We start from the raw sequence: 18,273 nt of genomic DNA, 5'->3' as shown, positions 1-18,273 counted from the left end.
ACCGAGCATACGGACCGGGGAGAGCAGCATGAAAGTCTGGGCGGTAGCCAACCAGAAGGGCGGCGTCGGCAAGACCACCTCGTCCATCGCCCTGGCCGGCCTGCTGGCCGACGCCGGCAAGCGCGTGGTGGTGGTCGACCTCGACCCCCACGGCTCCATGACCAGCTACTTCGGGCACGATCCGGACACCCTGGAGCACAGCGTCTTCGACCTGTTCCAGCACCAGGGCGCGGTGCCCGAGGGCCTGCCGCGGCAACTGCTGCTGCCCACCAGCCACGAGAAGATCGCCCTGCTGCCGTCGAGCACCGCCCTGGCCACCCTGGAGCGCCAGTCGCCCGGGCAGAACGGCCTGGGCCTGGTGATCTCCAAGGCCCTGGCGCAGCTGTGGCAGGACTTCGACCACGCCATCATCGACAGCCCGCCGCTGCTGGGCGTGCTGATGGTCAACGCCATGGCCGCCAGCCAGCACCTGGTGATCCCGGTGCAGACCGAGTTCCTCGCCCTGAAGGGCCTGGAGCGCATGGTCAACACCCTCAACATGGTCAACCGTTCGCGGCGCCAGGCGCTGCCCTTCAGCATAGTGCCGACGCTGTTCGACCGCCGCACCCAGGCCTCCATCGGCGCCCTGCGCATGCTGCGCGACACCTACCCGGAGACCCTCTGGCCGGCGTTCATCCCGATCGACACCCGCCTGCGCGACGCCAGCCGCCACGGCGTGGTGCCGTCGCGCCACGACGCCAACAGCCGCGGGGTGATCGCCTACCGCGCGCTGCTCAAGCACCTGCTCGGCCAGGTGCCGGCGAGCCAGGTGGCCTGAGCGATGTTTTTCCGACGGCTGCCTTCAAGTCCGGGCCCGGTCCAGCCGATAGACTGGGTGAACCCTTTGCGCGGATTTTCTGCATGAGCCGTTCCGCTACCGCCACACGCCCCCAGCTCGCGCTGCAGTCCTACCTGGACGCGCTGCTGCAGGAGGCCACATTCGACGATTTCGAGGTCGAGGCGCCGGCCCCCGCGCCGGCCGCCCCGGTCCTGGCCGCCGTGCCGGCGCCCGCGCCGCTGGCGGCGCCGGTTGCCGAGCCCGAGCCCGTCAGCAGCGTCAGTCTCGACGAGTTCGAGGCCGCGGTGCTCGAGGAGCAGGTGCGCGATGCCCACCGGGTCACCCGCGCCGCTGTCCCGCTGCCGCTGGCCGAGGCGCCGTTGCCCGTCGCGCCGGTGGTCGAAGCCGCGCCGCCGGTGGAGGCTGCCGACGAGGTGATCGACCTGCACCGCCCGGGCAGCGCGCAGATGCCCCCGGCGCCGCTGGCGCTGCTCGACGACGGCCGCCCGGAGTGGGCCGCCGAGCCCTTCGAGTGCCTGCTGTTCGACGTCGCCGGGCTGACCCTGGCGGTGCCGCTGGTGTGCCTGGGCTCGATCTACCCGCTGGCCGGCAAGGAGCTGACGCCGCTGTTCGGCCAGCCGGACTGGTTCCTCGGCATCCTGCCCAGCCAGTCGGGCAACCTGAAGGTGCTGGACACCGCGCGCTGGGTGATGCCCGAGCGCTACCGCGACGACTACCGCGAGGGCCTGCAGTACGTGATTTCCGTGCAGGGCTACGAATGGGGCCTGGCGGTGCACCAGGTCAGCCGTTCCGTGCGCCTGGACCCGTCCGAGGTGAAATGGCGCAGCCAGCGCCAGCAACGCCCGTGGCTGGCCGGCACGGTGATCGAACAGATGTGCGCGCTGCTCGACGTCTCGGCCCTGGCCGGGCTGATCGACAGCGGCGCGCTCCGCAGCCAGGCCCGTCACTGACGGGCCGGCAACGCAATTGAACGACAACCGCCGCGCTACCCATCAAGCGTGGCCGAACACGAGAGGCTAGGGATATGAACAAGACGTCTGCGCAAGGTGCCGAGGATCCGATCCTGCAGTGGGTCACCTTCCGCCTGGACAACGAGACCTACGGCATCAACGTGATGCAGGTCCAGGAAGTGCTGCGCTACACCGAGATCGCCCCGGTGCCGGGCGCGCCCAGCTACGTGCTGGGGATCATCAACCTGCGCGGCAACGTGGTCACCGTCATCGACACCCGCCAGCGCTTCGGCCTGGCCCCGGCGCCGGTCTCGGACAACACCCGCATCGTCATCATCGAGGCGGACAAGCAGGTGGTGGGCATCCTGGTCGACAGCGTCGCCGAGGTGGTCTACCTGCGCCAGTCGGAGATCGAGACCGCGCCCAACGTCGGCAACGACGAGTCGGCCAAGTTCATCCAGGGCGTGTGCAACAAGAACGGCGAGCTGCTGATCCTGGTCGAGCTGGACAAGATGATGACCGAGGAAGAGTGGTCGGAGCTGGAGAGCATCTGAGGTGCTCGAGCTCGTCATCCTGCTCGCCGTCGCCTGCCTTGGGCTGGGCGGCTTCTGCGCCTGGCTGCTGCAGGGGCAGCGCCGCCAGGCCGCGCAATTGGCCGAGCAGGCCACGCGCCAGGCCGCCCTGGAACAGCGACTGAAGGAGCTGGCCAAGCGCAGCGAGGCCTACCAGCGCGTCAACGTGCGCATGGGCGAGGAACTGGGCGAGCTGCGCAAGCAACTGGCCAACCTGCCCGAGCGCCTGGCGCGCCTGGAGCAGCGCGACCCCACCAGCCTGTCCTTCAGCCAGGCCGCGCGCCTGGCCGGGATGGGCGCCTCGGCCGCCGACCTGGCCCAGGCCTGCGGGCTGTCCCAGGCCGAGGCGGAGCTGATCACCCGCCTGCACAGCGGCCACAAGCCCGAGGAATGATGCCGGGCGGCCGCTCGGTATACCCTTAGGTGCTTTTCGGATTTGTCCGATCTCTTTCCTCAGAAGCTGTCTTTACAGTGGCTGCTGTCGCCATCTTCGAGGAAATCGCCATGTTGCCGCTGTCGCGCCGCACCCTGGTGTTCTGCCCGCATCCCGGCTGTCTGCAGCAGTACGGCATCCTGCTGAACCGCCTGGAAGTCTTCCACCTGAGCCTGTGCGTGAGCCTGGCCGAGGTGGACCAGGCGCTGTCCGGCGGGCAGCACTACAACCTGTTCATCTATGACAAGTTCAGCCTTTGCGAGGACGACCTCGCGACCCTGCTGCACCTGAGCCGCAACCCGCAGATCCAGCAGTTCCTGCTGGTCGGCAGCTTCAGCGACACGCAGCGCCGCGAACTGCTGGACTGGGCCTGGAACCAGCACGTGCCGCTGCTGCAGGTGCTGGAACGGCCCTTCAGCCTCGGCCAGCTGCGCGCGGTGGTCGCCAGCCTCGTCGACTATTCCGAAGCCGACCAGGGAAGCTTCCCGGGTGCCCATCCGCTGGTTCCCAGCGAAGCCCCGTCGCTGAAGCCGGTTCACGGCATGCCGGAGTGGCCGGCGCGCGGATAGGGCTGGCGTTCGCCAAGCCATGCCATCGATAGCGAAGGCACTTCACCCCGAAGTGCCTTCGTTGTTTCTCTAGGGCCGCAACATCAAGGCCTTCGCGGCGTCCTGCGGCGCTCGCGGCGGCGGGCTCTTGCCCTTGAGGTACCAGGCGAAGGCGATGATCTCCGCCAGGGTGCGGTACAACGGCTCGGGGATGGCGTCGCCCAGTTCCAGGCGGGCCAGCAGGCGCACCAGTTCGCCGTTCTCGTAGATCGGCACCTCGTGTTCGCGGGCGATGGCGAGGATGGCTTCGGCCAGTTCGGCGTCGCCCTTGGCGCTCAGCGTCGGGGTGTTCTGCCCGTCGTAGTTGAGGGCGATGGCCTGGCGCGGCGCAGTCTGTTTCTTCATGCCTTTTCGTCCACCCAGCGTTGTTCCAGCGCGGTGCGCGCGCCTTGTGGCGCGCGGCCTTTGTTGCAGCACAGTTCGCGCACGGTGAAGCCGGCGTCCTGCAGGCGCTGGCGCAGGTAGCCGAGTTCGCTTTCCATCAGGCTCGCGGTGCTTTCGCGTTCGGCCCAGAACTGGCTGCTCAGGCCCAGCGGCGCCAGGGTGGCCTGGACCTGCAGCGGCCCCAGCGGGTCGAGGTCGAAGGCCAGGTCGATGCGCCACAGGCTTTCCCGCGGCTGTTCCGGGTCGTTGGATTCGCGCCGGTCCTCGTGCTGGATGCGCACCTGCAGCGGCACCAGCGAATCCTCGGTGCGCATGGGCACCTCCATCTGCCAGCTGTGCAGTTGGCCGCCGCCGCGCAGCGGCTCGCTCTGCACCAGGCTGCTCAATTGGTGCGTCTGCAGCCGCGCGACGGCCGCCGCGGCCAGTTTCAGCAGGGACTCCAGGTCGTTTTCGTCTTCCAGCTTTTGCAGCATGCGCGAGGGCAGCGGGAAATCCGCCTGCTGCAGGCGCGGGCTGCCGTTCTGGTTAAGCGCGCCCAGGGCGTTGCGCACGAAGGCCGGCAGGCTGCTGGCCAGGTTGGCGGCGGCGTTGTTGGCGAGGTTCGCCAGCAGGCCCGGCGCGGCGCTGCCCTGTTCGGCGGGCAGGAGCTGGCCTAGCAGGCGCAGCAGGTTGGCCTTGAAGTCGCCTGGCAGCGGCGCCAGGCCCTGCAGCAGGCGCGCTTCGAGGAAGCCGCCGCTCTGTTGCAGGGCCTGGGCCAGGCCCTTGGCGTCGCTCAGCTGGCGCACGTCGGGCAGGCCGGCGAGCAGGCGCTCGACGGCGCCGCGCAAGGTCTCGGGCAACTGGTTGCCAGCCTTCAGCGCCAGCAGGTTGTCGAGCAGGCCCTCGGTCGAGGCCTGGCGGGCCTGCTGGGTGCCCAACTGGCTGGTCAGTTCGAGGCGGTCGAGGCGCCCGGCCAGGGGCAGGAAGAGCAGGGCGCGGCTGTCCTGGACCTGGGCGCTGAGCAGGCTGCCGGCCTTCAGCGGGCGCGCCGAGTCGATGTCCAGCAGGCGGCCGGCCAGGGGGCCGCCGAGCAGGCTGAGCAGCACCCGGTAGCTGGCCGGCTGCGCCGGGGTGCCGCCCTGGGGCGTGCTGGACAGTACCTTGCCTTGCAGCAGGCTGCCCACCGGCAGTCGTTCCAGGTCGAGGCTGTCCAGCGGCGGCAGGTCGCCCAGCGCCTGCTGGGCGCTGGAGAGCAGGGTGGCGGCCAGGCTGGTAGTGCTCAGGGCGGAAATGTTCAGGGTGCTGCCCTGGGGCAGGGCCTGCGGGCTCTCGGCGGTGACCAGCGTCTGCTGGCCGCCGGCCAGGGTCAGGCGCAGCAGCAGCTGGAAGTTGTAGGCCGCCTGCTTCACGCCCAGCACCTCGGCCTGGGCGCTTTGCCCGGGCGGCAGCAGGTCGCCCAGGCTGCGGGCGAGCGTGAGCGACAGCTGCGCGGCGTTCTGCACGGAGCGGCTGGCCGTGGCCATGGGGAGCGGGCGGGAAGCGCCAATCTCGCTCGGCATCTGCGTCCTTCAGGGCTTGCGGCGCATCGTCGCGGGGGCGGCGAATGCCTGAAAAGCCTTAACAAGCTGTCGAAATTGCCGGCGCCGGGGCCGGAAACAGGCGTGTATAATGCGCCGCCCGTGGCCACTATAGCGGCCTGCGCTGCACCGACTTTAGCCTGAATTCGATTTTCCCGATGGGTGCCGATGCCTTGACCAGCCCGCTTCTCGAAACCGTGGCGCTCGCCTGCGAGCGGGACTGGCGCATGCTCTTCGAGCGCCTGGACCTGCGCCTGGCCGCCGGCGAGATGCTGCAGGTGGTCGGCCCCAACGGCAGCGGCAAGACCAGCCTGCTGCGCCTGCTCTGCGGGCTGATGCAGCCCACCGCCGGGCAGGTGCGCCTGAACGGCCGGCCGCTGGAAGAACAGCGCGGCGAGCTGGCGCGCAACCTGCTGTGGATCGGCCACGCCGCCGGCATCAAGGGCCTGCTCAGCGCCGAGGAGAACCTCGCCTGGCTCTGCGCCCTGCACCAGCCGGCGGACAAGACGGCGATCTGGCGCGCCCTGGAGGCGGTCGGCCTGCGCGGTTTCGAGGACGTGCCCTGCCACACCCTGTCCGCCGGCCAGCAGCGCCGCGTCGCCCTGGCGCGCCTGTACCTGGAGGCGCCGCCGCTGTGGATCCTCGACGAACCCTTCACCGCCCTCGACAAGCAGGGCGTCGCCCAGCTCGAAGAGCACCTGGCGCGGCACTGCGAGGACGGCGGCCTGGTGGTGCTCACCACCCACCACACGCTGAGCCGCATGCCCAGCGGCTATCGTGACCTGGACCTCGGCCAGCACGCCCGCGAAACGGCCGGGGAGGGCGCATGAGCAACGTCTTCGGCCTGCTCCTGGCGCGCGAGGCGCGCCTGCAGTTCCGCCGCCCGGCGGAGCTGGCCAACCCGCTGGTGTTCTTCGCCATCGTCATCGCCCTGTTCCCCCTGGCCGTCGGCCCGGAAACCCGGATGCTGCAGGACCTCTCGCCCGGCCTGGTGTGGGTGGCGGCGCTGCTGGCGGTGCTGCTGTCGCTGGACGGCCTGTTCCGCAGCGATTTCGAGGACGGCTCCCTGGAACAGTGGGTCCTTTCGCCGCACCCCCTGCCTCTTCTGGTCCTGGCCAAGGTGCTGGCACACTGGCTGGTTTCGGGGCTGGCCCTGGTCCTGCTGTCGCCGCTGCTGGCCCTGATGCTGGGTTTGCCGGTACGCTGCCTGCCGGTGCTGCTGCTGTCGCTGTTGCTCGGCACCCCGGTGCTGAGCCTGCTCGGCGCGGTCGGCGCGGCGCTGACCGTGGGGCTCAAGCGCGGAGGGCTGCTGCTGGCGCTGCTGATCCTGCCGCTGTACATCCCCGTACTGATTCTCGGCAGCGGTGCCCTCCAGGCCTCGCTGCAGGGGCTGCCGACCGCCGGGCACCTGCTCTGGTTGGCCAGCCTGACGGCGTTAGCATTGACGCTGACGCCCTTCGCCATCGCTGCCGGCCTGAAGATCAGCGTGGGCGAATGACGCCTGCCGGTGCCGCGGAGCGGCGCCGGCACTAGAAAAAAGTGCCCTGACACACAGAGCCTGATGATGAACTGGACTTGGTTTCACAAGCTTGGGTCGCCCAAGTGGTTCTACGAGATCAGCGGACGCTGGCTGCCCTGGTTCGCCGTCGCCGCGGCGTTGCTGATGGCCGTCGGCCTCGTCTGGGGCCTGGCCTTCGCACCGCCGGACTACCAGCAGGGCGACAGCTTCCGCATCATCTACATCCACGTGCCGGCGGCCTTCCTGGCGCAGTCCTGCTACGTGATGCTGGCGGTGGCCGGCGCCATCGGCCTGATCTGGAAGATGAAGATCGCCGACGTCGCCGTGCAGTGCGCCGCGCCCATCGGCGCCTGGATGACCTTCGTCGCCCTGGTCACCGGGGCCATCTGGGGCAAGCCGACCTGGGGCGCCTGGTGGGTGTGGGACGCGCGCCTGACCTCGATGCTGATCCTGCTGTTCCTCTATTTCGGCGTCATCGCCCTCGGCCAGGCCATCGGCAACCGCGACAGCGCGGCCAAGGCCAGCGCGGTGCTGGCCATCGTCGGGGTGGTCAACATCCCGATCATCAAGTTCTCCGTGGAGTGGTGGAACACCCTGCACCAGCCGGCCACCTTCACCCTCACCGAGAAGCCGCCGATGCCGCCGGAGATGTGGATCCCGCTGCTGCTGATGGTGCTCGGCTTCTACTGCTTCTTCGCCGCCGTGCTGCTGATGCGCATGCGCCTGGAAGTGCTCAAGCGCGAAGCCCGCGCGTCCTGGGTCAAGGCTGAGGTGGAGCGCGCGCTATGAGTTTCCATTCCTTCGGCGAATTCCTCGCCATGGGCCACCACGGCCCCTACGTGTGGTCGGCCTACGCCATCAGCCTGGTGGTGCTGGCGATCAACGTGGCCGCGCCCATCCTGGCGCGCAAGCGTTACCTGCAAGAAGAGGCGCGCCGTCTGCGCCGGGAGGCCAGCAAGTGAATCCGGTCCGCAAGAAGCGTCTGTACATCGTCCTCGCCATCGTCGCCGGTGTCGGCGTTGCCGTGGCCCTGGCGCTGTCCGCGCTGCAGCAGAACATCAACCTGTTCTACACGCCGACGCAGATCGCCAACGGCGAAGCGCCGCACGACACGCGCATCCGCGCCGGCGGCATGGTCGAGAAGGGCTCGCTGAAACGCTCGGCCGACTCCCTGGACGTGGAATTCGTGGTCACCGACTTCGCCAAGGAAGTCACGGTGAAGTATCGCGGCATCCTCCCGGACCTGTTCCGCGAAGGGCAGGGCATCGTCGCCCTCGGCAAGCTCGACGAGAGCGGCGTGCTGACCGCCGACGAGGTGCTGGCCAAGCACGACGAGAAATACATGCCGCCGGAAGTCACCAAGGCGCTGAAGGACAGCGGCAAGCTCGGTGAATACCAGCAGGGCGGCCAGCCCGGCGCCGCGGCCCAGGGGAGCAACTGACGATGATCCCGGAACTCGGCCACCTGTCGTTGATCCTGGCGCTGTGCATGGCGCTGGTGATGTCCTTCTTCCCGCTGGTCGGCGCCTGGCGCGGCGACCGCCAGTGGATGAGCCTGGCGCGCCCGGCGGCCTGGGGGCAGTTCGCCTTCCTGGTGTTCGCCTTCGCCTGCCTGGCCTGGGCCTTCCTGCATGACGACTTCTCCGTGGCCTACGTGGCCAGCAACTCCAACAGCGCGCTGCCCTGGTACTACAAGTTCAGCGCCGTGTGGGGCGCCCACGAGGGCTCGCTGCTGCTCTGGGCGCTGATCCTCGGCGGCTGGACCTTCGCCGTGTCGATCTTCTCCCGCGAGCTGCCCGAGCCCATGCTGGCGCGGGTGCTGGCGGTGATGGGGATGATCAGCACCGGCTTCCTGCTGTTCCTGATCATCACCTCCAACCCCTTCAGCCGCCTGCTGCCGCAGGCGCCGGCCGACGGCAACGACCTCAACCCGCTGCTGCAGGACCCGGGCCTGATCATCCACCCGCCGATGCTCTACATGGGCTACGTCGGTTTCTCGGTGGCCTTCGCCTTCGCCATCGCCGCGCTGCTCGGCGGCCGCCTCGACGCGGCCTGGGCGCGCTGGTCGCGGCCCTGGACCCTGGTGGCCTGGACCTTCCTCGGCATCGGCATCGTGCTTGGCTCCTGGTGGGCCTACTACGAGTTGGGCTGGGGCGGCTGGTGGTTCTGGGACCCGGTGGAGAACGCCTCCTTCATGCCCTGGCTGGTGGGCACCGCGCTGATCCACTCGCTGGCGGTGACCGAGAAGCGCGGGGTGTTCAAGAGCTGGACGGTGCTGCTGGCCATCGCCGCCTTCTCTCTCAGCCTGCTGGGCACCTTCCTGGTCCGCTCCGGGGTGCTGACCTCGGTGCACGCCTTCGCCTCCGACCCGGAGCGCGGGGTGTTCATCCTGGCCTTCCTGCTGGTGGTGGTCGGCGGCTCGCTGACGCTGTTCGCCCTGCGCGCGCCGGTGGTCAAGAGCCAGGTCGGCTTCGCCCTGTGGTCGCGCGAGACCCTGCTGCTGCTGAACAACGTGGTGTTGGTGGTGACCGCCGCGATGATCCTGCTCGGCACCCTCTACCCGCTGGTGCTCGACGCCATCAGCGGCGCCAAGCTGTCGGTCGGCCCGCCGTACTTCAACGCGCTGTTCGTGCCGCTGATGACGGGGATGATGCTGGCCCTGACCGTGGGCGTGCTGGTGCGCTGGAAGGACACCCCGACGCAGTGGCTGCTGCGCATGCTGACGCCGGTGCTGATCGGCGCCGTGGTGCTCGGCGGCGTCGCCACCTTCCTCTACGGCGACCTGCACTGGCCGGTGCTGGCGGTGTTCCTGCTGGCCTTCTGGGTGATCCTCGGCGGCGTGCGCGACTTCCTCGACAAGGTCCGCCACAAGGGCCTGGTGGCCGGCGCCGCGAGCCTCAACCGCAGCTACTGGGGCATGCAGGTGGCGCACCTGGGCATCGCCGTGTGCGCCATCGGCATCGTCCTCACCAGCCAGTTCAGCGCCCAGCGCGACCTGCGCATGGCCCCGGGCGAGAGCGTGGAGCTGGGCGGCTACCAGTTCGCCTTCGAAGGCACCAGGCACTTCGAAGGCCCCAACTTCACCTCCGACAAGGGCACCATCCGCGTCACCCGCAAGGGTAGCGAAGTGGCCGTGCTGCATCCGGAGAAGCGCCTGTACAGCGTGCAGCGCTCGATGATGACCGAGGCCGGCATCCACGGCAGCCTGACCCGCGACCTCTACGTCGCCCTGGGCGAGCCGCTGGATAACGGCGCCTGGGCCGTGCGCCTGCACATCAAGCCGTTCGTCCGCTTCATCTGGCTGGGCGGCCTGCTCACCGCCCTGGGCGGTGTGCTGGCGGCGTGCGACCGGCGCTACCGGCTGAAAGTGAAAACCAAGGTGCGCGAGGCGCTGGGCCTCGCCGCCGGACAGGGAGCCTGAGTGTGAAGCGTGCGATCCTGCTGTTGCCGCTGGCGATCTTCCTGGTCGTCGCGGTATTCCTGTTCCGTGGCCTGTGGCTCGACCCCAGCGAGTTGCCCTCGGCGCTGATCGACAAGCCGTTCCCGGCCTTCGCCCTGCCCGGCGTGCTGGAGCCGGGCAAGACCTACACCCAGGCCGACCTCAAGGGCCGCCCGGCGCTGGTCAACGTCTGGGGCACCTGGTGCCCGACCTGCCGCTTCGAGCACCCGGTGCTGGCCAAGCTGGCCGAGCAGGGCGTGGTGATCGTCGGCATCAACTACAAGGACGACAACGCCGCCGCGCAGAAATGGCTGCAGGACCTGCACGACCCCTACGTGCTGAACATCGCCGACGCCCAGGGCACCCTGGGCCTGGACCTGGGCGTGTACGGCGCGCCGGAGACCTACGTGATCGACAAGGACGGCATCATCCGCCACAAGCTGGTCGGCGCCGTCGACGAGAAGGTCTGGCGCGAGCAACTGGCGCCGATCTACCAGCGCCTGGTGGACGAGGCGGGGGGCAAATGAAGCGATTCCTCGCCGCGGCCCTGCTGGGCCTGAGCCTCGCCGGCGTGGCCCACGCCGCCATCGACACCTACGAATTCCCCAACGAGGCCGAGCGCCAGCGCTTCCGCAGCCTGACCACCGAGCTGCGCTGCCCGAAGTGCCAGAACCAGGACATCGCCGACTCCAACGCGCCCATCGCCGCCGACCTGCGCAAGCAGATCTACGAGCAGCTGCAGCAGGGCAAGAGCGACGAGCAGATCGTCGACTACATGGTCGACCGCTACGGCGACTTCGTGCGCTACAAGCCGCCGGTCAACGCCCGCACCTGGCTGCTCTGGTTCGGCCCTGCGGCCCTGCTGGGCCTGGGTGTGCTGGTGGTGGGCGTGCTGGTGGCGCGCCGCCGCCGCAGCGCCGCCGGTCCGTCCGCCAGCCTGTCCGCCGAGGAACAGGCCCGCCTGAATCAATTGCTGGATAACCAAGACAAATGATCGATTTCTGGCTCGCCGCCGGCCTGCTTGCGCTGGTGGCCATGGCTTTCCTGCTGATTCCGCTGCTGCGTGGCCGCCGCGCCCAGGCCGAGGAAGACCGCACCGCCCTCAACGTCGCCCTGTACCAGGAACGCCTCGCCGAGCTGGACGCCCAGCACGCCGCTGGCACCCTGGACGACGCCCAGCTGCAGGCCGGGCGCGCCGAGGCCGCCCGCGAACTGCTGGCCGACACCGAAGGCGAGGGCGAGCGCCGCTCGCGCCTGGGCCGCGCCGCGCCGCTGCTGGCGGCCGTGCTGCTGCCGCTGCTGGGCCTGGGCCTGTACCTGCACTGGGGCGCCAGCGAGAAGCTGGCGCTGTCCCGCGAGTTAGCCGAGCCCCCGCACTCCATGGCGGAGATGACCGAGCGTCTGGAGAAGGTCGTGCAGGCCCAGCCGGATTCCGCCGAGGGCTGGTACTTCCTCGGCCGCACCTACATGACCCAGGAGCGCTTCGAGGATGCCGCCAAGGCCTTCGAGCGCGCCGCCAACCTCTCCGGGCGCCAGTCCGAGGTGCTCGGCCAGTGGGCCCAGGCGCTGTACTTCGCCAACGGCAAGAAGATGGCCGGCGCCGCGCAGGCCCTGGCCGACGAGGCGCTCAAGCAGAACCCGGAGGAAGTCACCACCCTCGGCCTGATGGGCATCGCCGCCTTCGAAGACCAGCGCTACGCCGACGCCGCCGGCTATTGGCAGCGCCTGGTCGCCGCGCTGCCGGCCGACGATCCGTCGCGCGCGGCCATCCAGAGCGGTATCGAGCGCGCCCGCCAGCATCTGGTCGAGCGTGGCGAGAAGCTGCCGGAAGCGCCGGCTGCGGCAGCCACTGCCGGCGTGACGCTGAAGGTGCGGGTGGACCTCAGCGACGCGGTGAAGGGCCAGGTCAAGCCGGACGACAGCGTGTTCGTCTTCGCCCGCGCGGTGAACGGCCCGCCGATGCCGCTGGCGGTCAAGCGCCTGAAGGTGGCCGACCTGCCGGACGAGGTGTCGCTCAGCGATGCCGACGCCATGATGCCGCAACTGAAGCTGTCGGCCTTCCCGCAGGTGGAGCTGGTGGCGCGGGTGTCGCGCGCCGGCAATGCCATCAGCGGCGAATGGATCGGACGCAGCCAGCCGTTGTCTACTGCCGGCGCGGGCGATCAGGCGGTGACCATCGACAGCCCGGACCAGCATTGATCGAACCCTTCCTGGAGGTGCGCCCGTGAAAGGCCGAATCCTCGCCCTCGCGGCCCTGCTCGCCCTGGCCGGTTGCGCCGGCCAGCAGCCCCACACGCAAGCCCCGGCGCCGGTCCCGCAACCCGGCGCCAGCGGCCAGCCGCCGGCGGCCCTGCCGTCGAACAAGCCGGCGCCGCGCACGGCCATCACGCCGAACCCGCAGAACCCCTCGAACAAGCCGCGCAGCACCCACACCCAGTTCGCCCCGCCGCCGGGCGGCAAGGGCCGCTGGGACCCGAACCTGGGCGTCTACGTGATCCAGGGGCAGAAGGACCTGTACTACCGCCAGCGCACCTACTACCACTGGGACGGCGCCTGGTACTGGGGCGTAAGCCCGCAGGGCCCCTGGACCGCCACCGACGCCAACGGCGTGCCGCCGGGGTTGAGCCGCCGCTACGCACAGCCCTGAGGCGTAGGAGCGAGCTTGCTCGCGAATGGTGCTTCCCGGCGGCTGTGACGCTCGGGTTGACTCCGTTCCCTCACCCCAGCCCTCTCCCAGAGGGAGAGGGGGCTGTCCCGAGCGAGCGGCGAGGCCGGAGTCATCCTGAAACGCCTACGCGGCTACCCGCCGCCAAGGCCGGCGAATCCAATCGAGGACGGAGTCCGCTCCTACATGGCAGGTAGGCACATCGTCGTAGGATGGTGTTGAGCGAAGCGATACCCATCACCACGACCTCCCTGGAGCCGTTCACGGTTATCCGCCATACGGGCTTAGGTGTATCAGGATGACGCTGGATTTACCGCCCGCTCCGAACGGCCCCCTCTCCCTTCAGGGAGAGGGTTGGGGAGAGGGAACGGCGTCAACCCCAAACACCGCAGCCACCGGGAAACGCTGTTCGCGAGCAAGCTCGCTCCTACGAAGAGCCGTGCCAGTTCTTGCTTGGGGACTGCCGGCCCGTAGGGCGCATAACCGCGGACGCGGGAATGGCGGAAGTAGATGGGAGTGTCAGGATGACTCCGAATTTACCGCACGCTCCGAACGGCCCCCTCTCCCTCTGGGAGAGGGCTGGGGAGAGGGAACGGCGTCAACCCAAAACACCGCAGCCATCGGGAAACGCTGTTCGCGAGCAAGCTCGCTCCTACGAAGAGCCGTGCCAGTTCTTGCTTTGGGACTGCCAGCCCGTAGGGCGCATAACCGCGGACGCGGGAATGGCGGAAGTAGATGGGAGTGTCAGGATGACTCCGAATTTACCGCTTGCTCCGAACGGCCCCCTCTCCCTTCAGGGAAAGGGTTGGGGAGAGGGAACGGCGTCAACCCCAAACACCGCAGCCACCGGGAAACGCTGTTCGCGAGCAAGCTCGCTCCTACGAAGAGCCGTGCCAGTTCTTGCTTGGGGACTGCCGGCCCGTAGGGCGCATAACCGCGGACGCGGGAATGGCGGAAGTAGATGGGAGTGTCAGGATGACTCCGAATTTACCGCCCGCTCCGAACGGCCCCCTCTCCCTCTGGGAGAGGGCTGGGGTGAGGGGGCGGAGTCAACCCCAAACACCGCAGCCGCCGGGAAACGCTGTTCGCGAGCAAGCTCGCTCCTACACAAAAGCTCACTCCAAGGTCCCATGGGGCGCGGCATCCATCACTTCCACCCGGTTGCGCCCGCTGGCCTTGGCCCGGTACAGGGCCTGGTCGGCCGTGCTGTAGAGCCTTTCGTAGGTGCTCGACACGCCGCTGGCCAGGCCGGCGATGCCGAAGCTGGCGGTGAGGTAGAGCAGGCCGTCCTTCATCGGCAGCGGGGTGTCTTCCAGCAGCTTGCGCAGCTTCTCGGCGATCACCCGGGCCTGGGGCGCGGCGGTGTCCGGCAGCAGCAGGAGGAACTCCTCGCCGCCCAGGCGCGCCACGCTGTCGCTGCTGCGGGTGTGCTTGCGCAGCAGGGTGGCGGTGTGGCGGATCACCTCGTCGCCCAGCGGGTGGCCGTAGCGGTCGTTGATGAACTTGAAGTGGTCCAGGTCGATCATCAGCAGGCTCACCGGCATCGGCTGGCGGTCGCAGCGCGCCAGTTCCTGCTTCACCAGCTGGTCGAACTGGCGGCGGTTGAACAGCCCGGTCAGCGGGTCGTGGCCGGCCAGGTATTCCAGCTGCAGGTTCTTCTCCTCCAGCTCCTTGCGCTGCCGGCGCAGGTGCTGGCGCTGGCGCAGGTTGCGCAGGTGGCCGAACCAGAGGATCTGCGACAGCAGCAGGCCGATGCCGCAGATGGTCAGGCCGCCCATCTGGTTGGACAGGCGCAGCTGCGGGTCCGGCTGGGCCATTTCCATGGCCAGCTCGAAGGCGACGAACAGCACGACGTAGAGCAGCGTGGCGAACACCGGGCGCAGCAGCAGGATCAGCGCCGTGGCCACCGCGCCCATGAGGAAGGGCGTGATGCTGCTGGTCACCTCCTGGTCGAAGCAGGTGATGACCAGGCCGAAGCCCAGCAGCACGCCGGCGCCCAGCAGCGCCAGCAGCTCGCAGTACCACGGCGGCGGCGCCTGCGGGCGCTGCCGGGCCTGCCAGGCGAGCAGGCCGAGGCCGAGCAGCAGCGCGGCCACCACCGCGTGGGTGAGGATGATGTGCTGGCGCCAGCCGTCGAATTCCGGGAGGCTGCCCTGCAGGTTGAGCCAGAACACCAGGATGTGCACCAGGCCGAAGGGCACGGCCAGCAGCGCCAGCCAGGCCAGGCGCCTGAGGTTCTCCGTGGCCACCGGTCGCGCCAGGGAGCGGGCGAGCCGGAATTGCTGGCGAAGGCGTTGCGGGAACGGCTGGGACACGGGGCTCGTCCTGTGCGCGATGGCATCCGGCTATGAGCATAGCCATATGCCGCCAGGCTGTCCCGCCGCCTGCCGGGGGAACGCGGCTTTTCGCTTGCAGCCTGGCCTGGCGGCTGGGCATAGTCCGCTACCTGTCAGGCAGCACGGCGAAAGGAGTAGGACATGGGCGAACGGGTACTGCGGTTTTCCGCACAGGACGGCCTGGATGCCGAACGCGCCGCCCTGGACCAGGTGTTCAGCGGCCAGGTCGACAGCCGCCTGCTGTTCTGGCGCCCGTTGCAGCAGGCGCTGGTGATGCCGCGTCGGCTCAGCCGCCTGGCCGGTTTCGCCGAGGCCGAGGCGCGCTGCGCCGAACTCGGCTGGCCGATCGCCCTGCGCGACACCGGCGGCGAGCCGGTGCCGCAGTCGCCGGCGGTACTCAACGTCGCCCTGTGCTACGCGGTGCCCGATGGCGACAACGAGCAGACGCGCATCGACACCGCCTACCTGCGCCTGTGCCAGCCGCTCTGCGACTGGCTCGCGGCCATGGGCCTGGACGCCGGCGTGGGCGAGGTCGACGGCGCCTTCTGCGACGGCCGCTACAACGTCAACATCGGCGGCCGCAAGCTGGTCGGCACCGCCCAGCGCTGGCGCCGCCGGCAGAGCGACGGGCGCTACGTGGTGCTGGCCCACGGCGCCATCCTCATGGAGAACCAGCGCTCGGCCATGGCCGAGGTGGTCAACGCCTTCTACCGCGCCGTCGAATTGCCGGCCGACATCCGTGGCACCAGTCACGTCGCGCTGGACGAACGGCACGCGCAGCCCTGGCAGCAGGTCGAAGCGCTCGCCGGGCAGTTCCAGCGCCACCTGATCGACCAGGGCCTGCCGCCGGTCTGATCGACACCCTTTCCGTTCCACCCGCCCGGCCGCGCGCCGGGCCCCATCCTGCCAAGGAGCGTTCCGGCATGGAGCATGGTTCCAACTATCTGCAATCGACGGTGGTCTTCCTCATCGCCACCGTCTTCATGGTGCCGATGGCCAAGCGCCTGCAACTGGGCGCGGTGCTCGGCTACCTGCTGGCCGGGGTGCTGATCGGGCCTTCGGTGCTGCGCCTGATCGACGACCCGGAAAGCGTCGCCAGCCTGTCCGAGCTGGGCGTGGTACTGCTGTTGTTCATCATCGGCCTGGAGCTGTCGCCCAAGCGCCTGTGGGTGATGCGCAAGGCGGTGTTCGGCATCGGCCTGGCCCAGGTGCTGCTCACCGCGCTGGTGATCGGCGTGCTGGCGCACCTGGCCTTCGAGCTGCCGCTGAACACCTCGGTGGTGCTCGGCGGCGGCCTGGCGCTGTCGTCCACCGCCTTCGGCCTGCAGATCCTCGCCGAGCGCAAGGAACTGGCCAGCCCCCACGGCCGCCTGGCCTTCGCCATCCTGCTGTTCCAGGACATCGCCGCCATCCCGCTGATCGCCGCGGTGTCGCTGCTCGGCGCGCGGGCCGACGAGGCCGCGCCGGGCGGCGACTGGCGCCACTTCCTCGAAGTGGTGGGGAGCATCGCCGTGGTGGTGGTCGGCGGGCGCTACCTGCTGCGCCCGGTGTTCCGCACGGTGGCGCGCACCGGCATGGCCGACCTGTCCACCGCCACCGCGCTGCTGGTGGTCGTCGGCACCGCCTGGCTGATGGAGCTGGCCGGGGTGTCCATGGGCCTGGGCGCCTTCCTCGCCGGCCTGCTGCTGGCCGATTCGGAGTACCGCCACGAGCTGGAATCACAGATCGAGCCGTTCAAGGGCCTGCTGCTGGGGCTGTTCTTCATCAGCGTGGGGATGAGCGCCGACCTCGGCCTGCTGCTGCATTCGCCGCTGCTGGTGCTGGGCCTGACGCTGCTGCTGATCGGCCTGAAGCTGCCGCTGCTGTACCTGCTCGGGCGCCTCACCGGCGGCCTCGACGGCCATTCGGCGCTGCGCCTGGGCATCGTCCTGGCGGCCGGCGGCGAATTCGCTTTCGTGGTGTTCAAGCTGGCCCGCGCCGAAGGGCTGCTGGACGCCAACCTGCACAGCCTGCTGGTGCTCTGCATCACCTTGTCGATGGCGGTGACGCCGCTGCTGGTGCTGCTGGCCGCGCGCCTGATGAAGCCCGAGCCCGTGCCGGTGCGCGAGGCGCCGGAGGAGTACAAGCGTATCGAGGGCGACGCGCCGCGGGTGGTGATCGCCGGCATGGGCCGCATGGGCCAGGTGGTCGCGCGGATCATGCGCGCCCAGCGCGTGCCCTTCATCGCCCTGGACACCTCGGTGGACACCATCGAGCTGAGCCGCAGCTACGGCAGCATCCCGATCTTCTACGGCGACCCGCTGCGCCCGGAAATCCTCCGCGCGGCCCAGGTGGACAAGGCCGAGTTCTTCGTCGTCGCCACCGACGACCCGCAGACCAACATCGACACCGCGCGCCTGGTGCGCAAGCTCTATCCGCACGTGAAGATCATCGCCCGGGCGCGCAACCGCCAGCACGTCTACCACCTGCTCGACGCCGGGGCCAGCCCGGTGCGCGAGCTGTTCCACTCCAGCCTGGAGATGAGCCGGCGGGTGCTGGTGGAAATGGGCCTTTCCGAGGAGCAGGCGCTGGCGCGCATCCGCCGCTTCCGCCGCCACGACGAGGAAGTGCTGATGGCCCAGTACAAGGTCTACGACGACGCCGCGGCGGTGATCCAGACCGCCCGCGAGGCGCGTCAGGAACTGGAGACGCTGTTCGAGGCCGACCAGTTGGAAGACCGCGGCGTGGGCAAGCCCTGAGCGGGCTGGGCGCTACGGATGGACCGGCCGCGCTTCAGCCGCGCACGCGGCGGCGCGGCGGTTCGTCGATGCGGATGGGCTCGCCGGGCGAGCGCAGGTCGGCGTGGGCCAGGTGCGAGCCGCCGGGGCCATCCAGCGGCTGCTGCGGCGGGGCCGCGGGGCCGGCCTGGGCGCCGCGGGCCAGCAGGCCGCAGAGCGGCAGGGTGGCGAGCCGCCATGGGCGTTCGGCCATGGGG

Annotated in this window: 21 protein-coding genes; 17 read left to right on the top strand and 4 right to left on the bottom strand. The window is 69.6% G+C overall.

The annotated features are described in order from the left end of the window. Window positions 1-28 precede the first annotated feature (28 nt). The 5 genes from PM1_RS21425 to PM1_RS21405 all read left to right on the top strand — a co-directional run bounded on the left by PM1_RS21425 (window position 29) and on the right by PM1_RS21405 (window position 3,362). Window positions 29-817: a ParA family protein gene (locus PM1_RS21425; protein ID WP_009621108.1), complete on the top strand. Its 789-nt coding sequence runs from the start codon at window positions 29-31 to the stop codon at window positions 815-817. Window positions 818-900: 83 nt separating this feature from the next. Continuing rightward, window positions 901-1,788, top strand: a complete 888-nt coding sequence (locus PM1_RS21420; protein ID WP_009621109.1) for a CheW domain-containing protein — start codon at window positions 901-903, stop codon at window positions 1,786-1,788. Window positions 1,789-1,862: 74 nt separating this feature from the next. Beyond that, window positions 1,863-2,342, top strand: coding sequence for a chemotaxis protein CheW (locus PM1_RS21415; RefSeq protein WP_009621111.1), 480 nt, complete (start codon window positions 1,863-1,865; stop codon window positions 2,340-2,342). Between the two features lies 1 nt (window position 2,343). Next, window positions 2,344-2,754 carry a DUF2802 domain-containing protein gene (locus PM1_RS21410; RefSeq protein WP_009621113.1) on the top strand — a complete coding sequence of 137 codons (411 nt, stop codon included), beginning with the start codon at window positions 2,344-2,346 and terminating at the stop codon, window positions 2,752-2,754. A gap of 77 nt (window positions 2,755-2,831) precedes the next feature. Next, window positions 2,832-3,362, top strand: a complete 531-nt coding sequence (locus PM1_RS21405) for a hypothetical protein (RefSeq protein WP_051878429.1) — start codon at window positions 2,832-2,834, stop codon at window positions 3,360-3,362. Window positions 3,363-3,431: 69 nt separating this feature from the next. On the opposite strand, the gene PM1_RS21400 is transcribed toward PM1_RS21405, so the two are convergent. After that, window positions 3,432-3,746, bottom strand: a complete 315-nt coding sequence (locus tag PM1_RS21400; protein WP_009621117.1) for an EscU/YscU/HrcU family type III secretion system export apparatus switch protein — start codon at window positions 3,744-3,746, stop codon at window positions 3,432-3,434. Continuing rightward, window positions 3,743-5,323 (bottom strand): flagellar hook-length control protein FliK, encoded by a 1,581-nt coding sequence (gene fliK / locus PM1_RS21395; protein WP_009621119.1) that lies wholly within the window; start codon window positions 5,321-5,323, stop codon window positions 3,743-3,745. Before fliK ends, PM1_RS21400 begins: the two co-directional genes overlap by 4 nt. Before the next feature lie 176 nt (window positions 5,324-5,499). Between fliK and ccmA the strand changes: the two genes are divergently transcribed. From ccmA to PM1_RS21345, 10 genes are all read left to right on the top strand, one after another. Beyond that, complete coding sequence (ccmA, locus tag PM1_RS21390; protein WP_009621121.1) at window positions 5,500-6,171, top strand: cytochrome c biogenesis heme-transporting ATPase CcmA; 672 nt, start codon at window positions 5,500-5,502, stop codon at window positions 6,169-6,171. Beyond that, window positions 6,168-6,839, top strand: coding sequence for a heme exporter protein CcmB (gene ccmB / locus PM1_RS21385; RefSeq protein ID WP_009621123.1), 672 nt, complete (start codon window positions 6,168-6,170; stop codon window positions 6,837-6,839). Before ccmA ends, ccmB begins: the two co-directional genes overlap by 4 nt. Window positions 6,840-6,902: 63 nt before the next feature. Continuing rightward, window positions 6,903-7,649: a heme ABC transporter permease gene (locus PM1_RS21380; RefSeq protein ID WP_099049042.1), complete on the top strand. Its 747-nt coding sequence runs from the start codon at window positions 6,903-6,905 to the stop codon at window positions 7,647-7,649. Then, window positions 7,646-7,822 carry a heme exporter protein CcmD gene (ccmD, locus tag PM1_RS21375; RefSeq protein WP_009621127.1) on the top strand — a complete coding sequence of 59 codons (177 nt, stop codon included), beginning with the start codon at window positions 7,646-7,648 and terminating at the stop codon, window positions 7,820-7,822. Before PM1_RS21380 ends, ccmD begins: the two co-directional genes overlap by 4 nt. Further along, window positions 7,819-8,301, top strand: coding sequence for a cytochrome c maturation protein CcmE (gene ccmE / locus PM1_RS21370; protein WP_009621129.1), 483 nt, complete (start codon window positions 7,819-7,821; stop codon window positions 8,299-8,301). The genes ccmD and ccmE overlap by 4 nt, the downstream gene beginning before the upstream one ends. 2 nt (window positions 8,302-8,303) lie before the next feature. Further along, window positions 8,304-10,280: a heme lyase CcmF/NrfE family subunit gene (locus PM1_RS21365; protein ID WP_009621131.1), complete on the top strand. Its 1,977-nt coding sequence runs from the start codon at window positions 8,304-8,306 to the stop codon at window positions 10,278-10,280. A 2-nt stretch (window positions 10,281-10,282) separates the two neighbouring features. Further along, window positions 10,283-10,825: a thiol:disulfide interchange protein DsbE gene (dsbE, locus tag PM1_RS21360; protein ID WP_009621133.1), complete on the top strand. Its 543-nt coding sequence runs from the start codon at window positions 10,283-10,285 to the stop codon at window positions 10,823-10,825. Beyond that, the gene (ccmH, locus tag PM1_RS21355; RefSeq protein ID WP_009621135.1) at window positions 10,822-11,292 is read left to right on the top strand and encodes a cytochrome c maturation protein CcmH; all 471 of its coding nucleotides are present in this window, start codon (window positions 10,822-10,824) and stop codon (window positions 11,290-11,292) included. The genes dsbE and ccmH overlap by 4 nt, the downstream gene beginning before the upstream one ends. Continuing rightward, window positions 11,289-12,497, top strand: a complete 1,209-nt coding sequence (gene ccmI / locus PM1_RS21350) for a c-type cytochrome biogenesis protein CcmI (RefSeq protein ID WP_009621137.1) — start codon at window positions 11,289-11,291, stop codon at window positions 12,495-12,497. Before ccmH ends, ccmI begins: the two co-directional genes overlap by 4 nt. Window positions 12,498-12,522: 25 nt before the next feature. After that, window positions 12,523-12,945: a hypothetical protein gene (locus tag PM1_RS21345; protein WP_009621139.1), complete on the top strand. Its 423-nt coding sequence runs from the start codon at window positions 12,523-12,525 to the stop codon at window positions 12,943-12,945. Window positions 12,946-14,078: 1,133 nt separating this feature from the next. Here PM1_RS21345 and PM1_RS21340 read toward each other — a convergent pair. Further along, a complete protein-coding gene (locus PM1_RS21340; protein ID WP_009621141.1) occupies window positions 14,079-15,278 on the bottom strand; it encodes a GGDEF domain-containing protein in 1,200 nt (399 codons plus the stop codon). A 162-nt stretch (window positions 15,279-15,440) separates the two neighbouring features. On the opposite strand from PM1_RS21340, the gene PM1_RS21335 reads away from it, so the two are divergent. Together PM1_RS21335 and PM1_RS21330 are read left to right on the top strand one after the other, a co-directional pair. Next, window positions 15,441-16,154: a lipoate--protein ligase family protein gene (locus PM1_RS21335; protein ID WP_009621143.1), complete on the top strand. Its 714-nt coding sequence runs from the start codon at window positions 15,441-15,443 to the stop codon at window positions 16,152-16,154. A 68-nt stretch (window positions 16,155-16,222) separates the two neighbouring features. Next, complete coding sequence (locus tag PM1_RS21330) at window positions 16,223-18,037, top strand: monovalent cation:proton antiporter-2 (CPA2) family protein (protein ID WP_009621145.1); 1,815 nt, start codon at window positions 16,223-16,225, stop codon at window positions 18,035-18,037. 34 nt (window positions 18,038-18,071) lie between these two features. Here the strand turns inward: PM1_RS21330 and PM1_RS21325 are convergent, their stop codons facing one another. After that, window positions 18,072-18,269 (bottom strand): hypothetical protein, encoded by a 198-nt coding sequence (locus tag PM1_RS21325; protein ID WP_009621147.1) that lies wholly within the window; start codon window positions 18,267-18,269, stop codon window positions 18,072-18,074. Between the last annotated feature and the right edge of the window lie 4 nt (window positions 18,270-18,273).

It is taken from the genome of Pseudomonas sp. M1 (assembly GCF_022760135.1).
Lineage (GTDB): Bacteria > Pseudomonadota > Gammaproteobacteria > Pseudomonadales > Pseudomonadaceae > Pseudomonas > Pseudomonas citronellolis.
The sequence above is the reverse complement of the archived record's forward strand: the minus strand, read 5'-3'. Positions and strand labels throughout refer to the sequence as shown.

Excerpts from the sequence above, each read along its gene's own strand:
- ccmA (WP_009621121.1), top strand. The coding sequence starts at position 5,500 with ATGGGTGCCGATGCCTTGACCAGCCCGCTTCTCGAAACCGTGGCGCTC.
- ccmH (WP_009621135.1), top strand. The coding sequence starts at position 10,822 with ATGAAGCGATTCCTCGCCGCGGCCCTGCTGGGCCTGAGCCTCGCCGGC.
- PM1_RS21425 (WP_009621108.1), top strand. The coding sequence starts at position 29 with ATGAAAGTCTGGGCGGTAGCCAACCAGAAGGGCGGCGTCGGCAAGACC.
- PM1_RS21330 (WP_009621145.1), top strand. The coding sequence starts at position 16,223 with ATGGAGCATGGTTCCAACTATCTGCAATCGACGGTGGTCTTCCTCATC.
- PM1_RS21335 (WP_009621143.1), top strand. The coding sequence starts at position 15,441 with ATGGGCGAACGGGTACTGCGGTTTTCCGCACAGGACGGCCTGGATGCC.
- PM1_RS21415 (WP_009621111.1), top strand. The coding sequence starts at position 1,863 with ATGAACAAGACGTCTGCGCAAGGTGCCGAGGATCCGATCCTGCAGTGG.
- ccmB (WP_009621123.1), top strand. The coding sequence starts at position 6,168 with ATGAGCAACGTCTTCGGCCTGCTCCTGGCGCGCGAGGCGCGCCTGCAG.
- ccmI (WP_009621137.1), top strand. The coding sequence starts at position 11,289 with ATGATCGATTTCTGGCTCGCCGCCGGCCTGCTTGCGCTGGTGGCCATG.
- PM1_RS21380 (WP_099049042.1), top strand. The coding sequence starts at position 6,903 with ATGATGAACTGGACTTGGTTTCACAAGCTTGGGTCGCCCAAGTGGTTC.
- ccmD (WP_009621127.1), top strand. The coding sequence starts at position 7,646 with ATGAGTTTCCATTCCTTCGGCGAATTCCTCGCCATGGGCCACCACGGC.
- PM1_RS21365 (WP_009621131.1), top strand. The coding sequence starts at position 8,304 with ATGATCCCGGAACTCGGCCACCTGTCGTTGATCCTGGCGCTGTGCATG.
- PM1_RS21400 (WP_009621117.1), bottom strand. The coding sequence starts at position 3,746 with ATGAAGAAACAGACTGCGCCGCGCCAGGCCATCGCCCTCAACTACGAC.
- PM1_RS21420 (WP_009621109.1), top strand. The coding sequence starts at position 901 with ATGAGCCGTTCCGCTACCGCCACACGCCCCCAGCTCGCGCTGCAGTCC.
- fliK (WP_009621119.1), bottom strand. The coding sequence starts at position 5,323 with ATGCCGAGCGAGATTGGCGCTTCCCGCCCGCTCCCCATGGCCACGGCC.
- PM1_RS21325 (WP_009621147.1), bottom strand. The coding sequence starts at position 18,269 with ATGGCCGAACGCCCATGGCGGCTCGCCACCCTGCCGCTCTGCGGCCTG.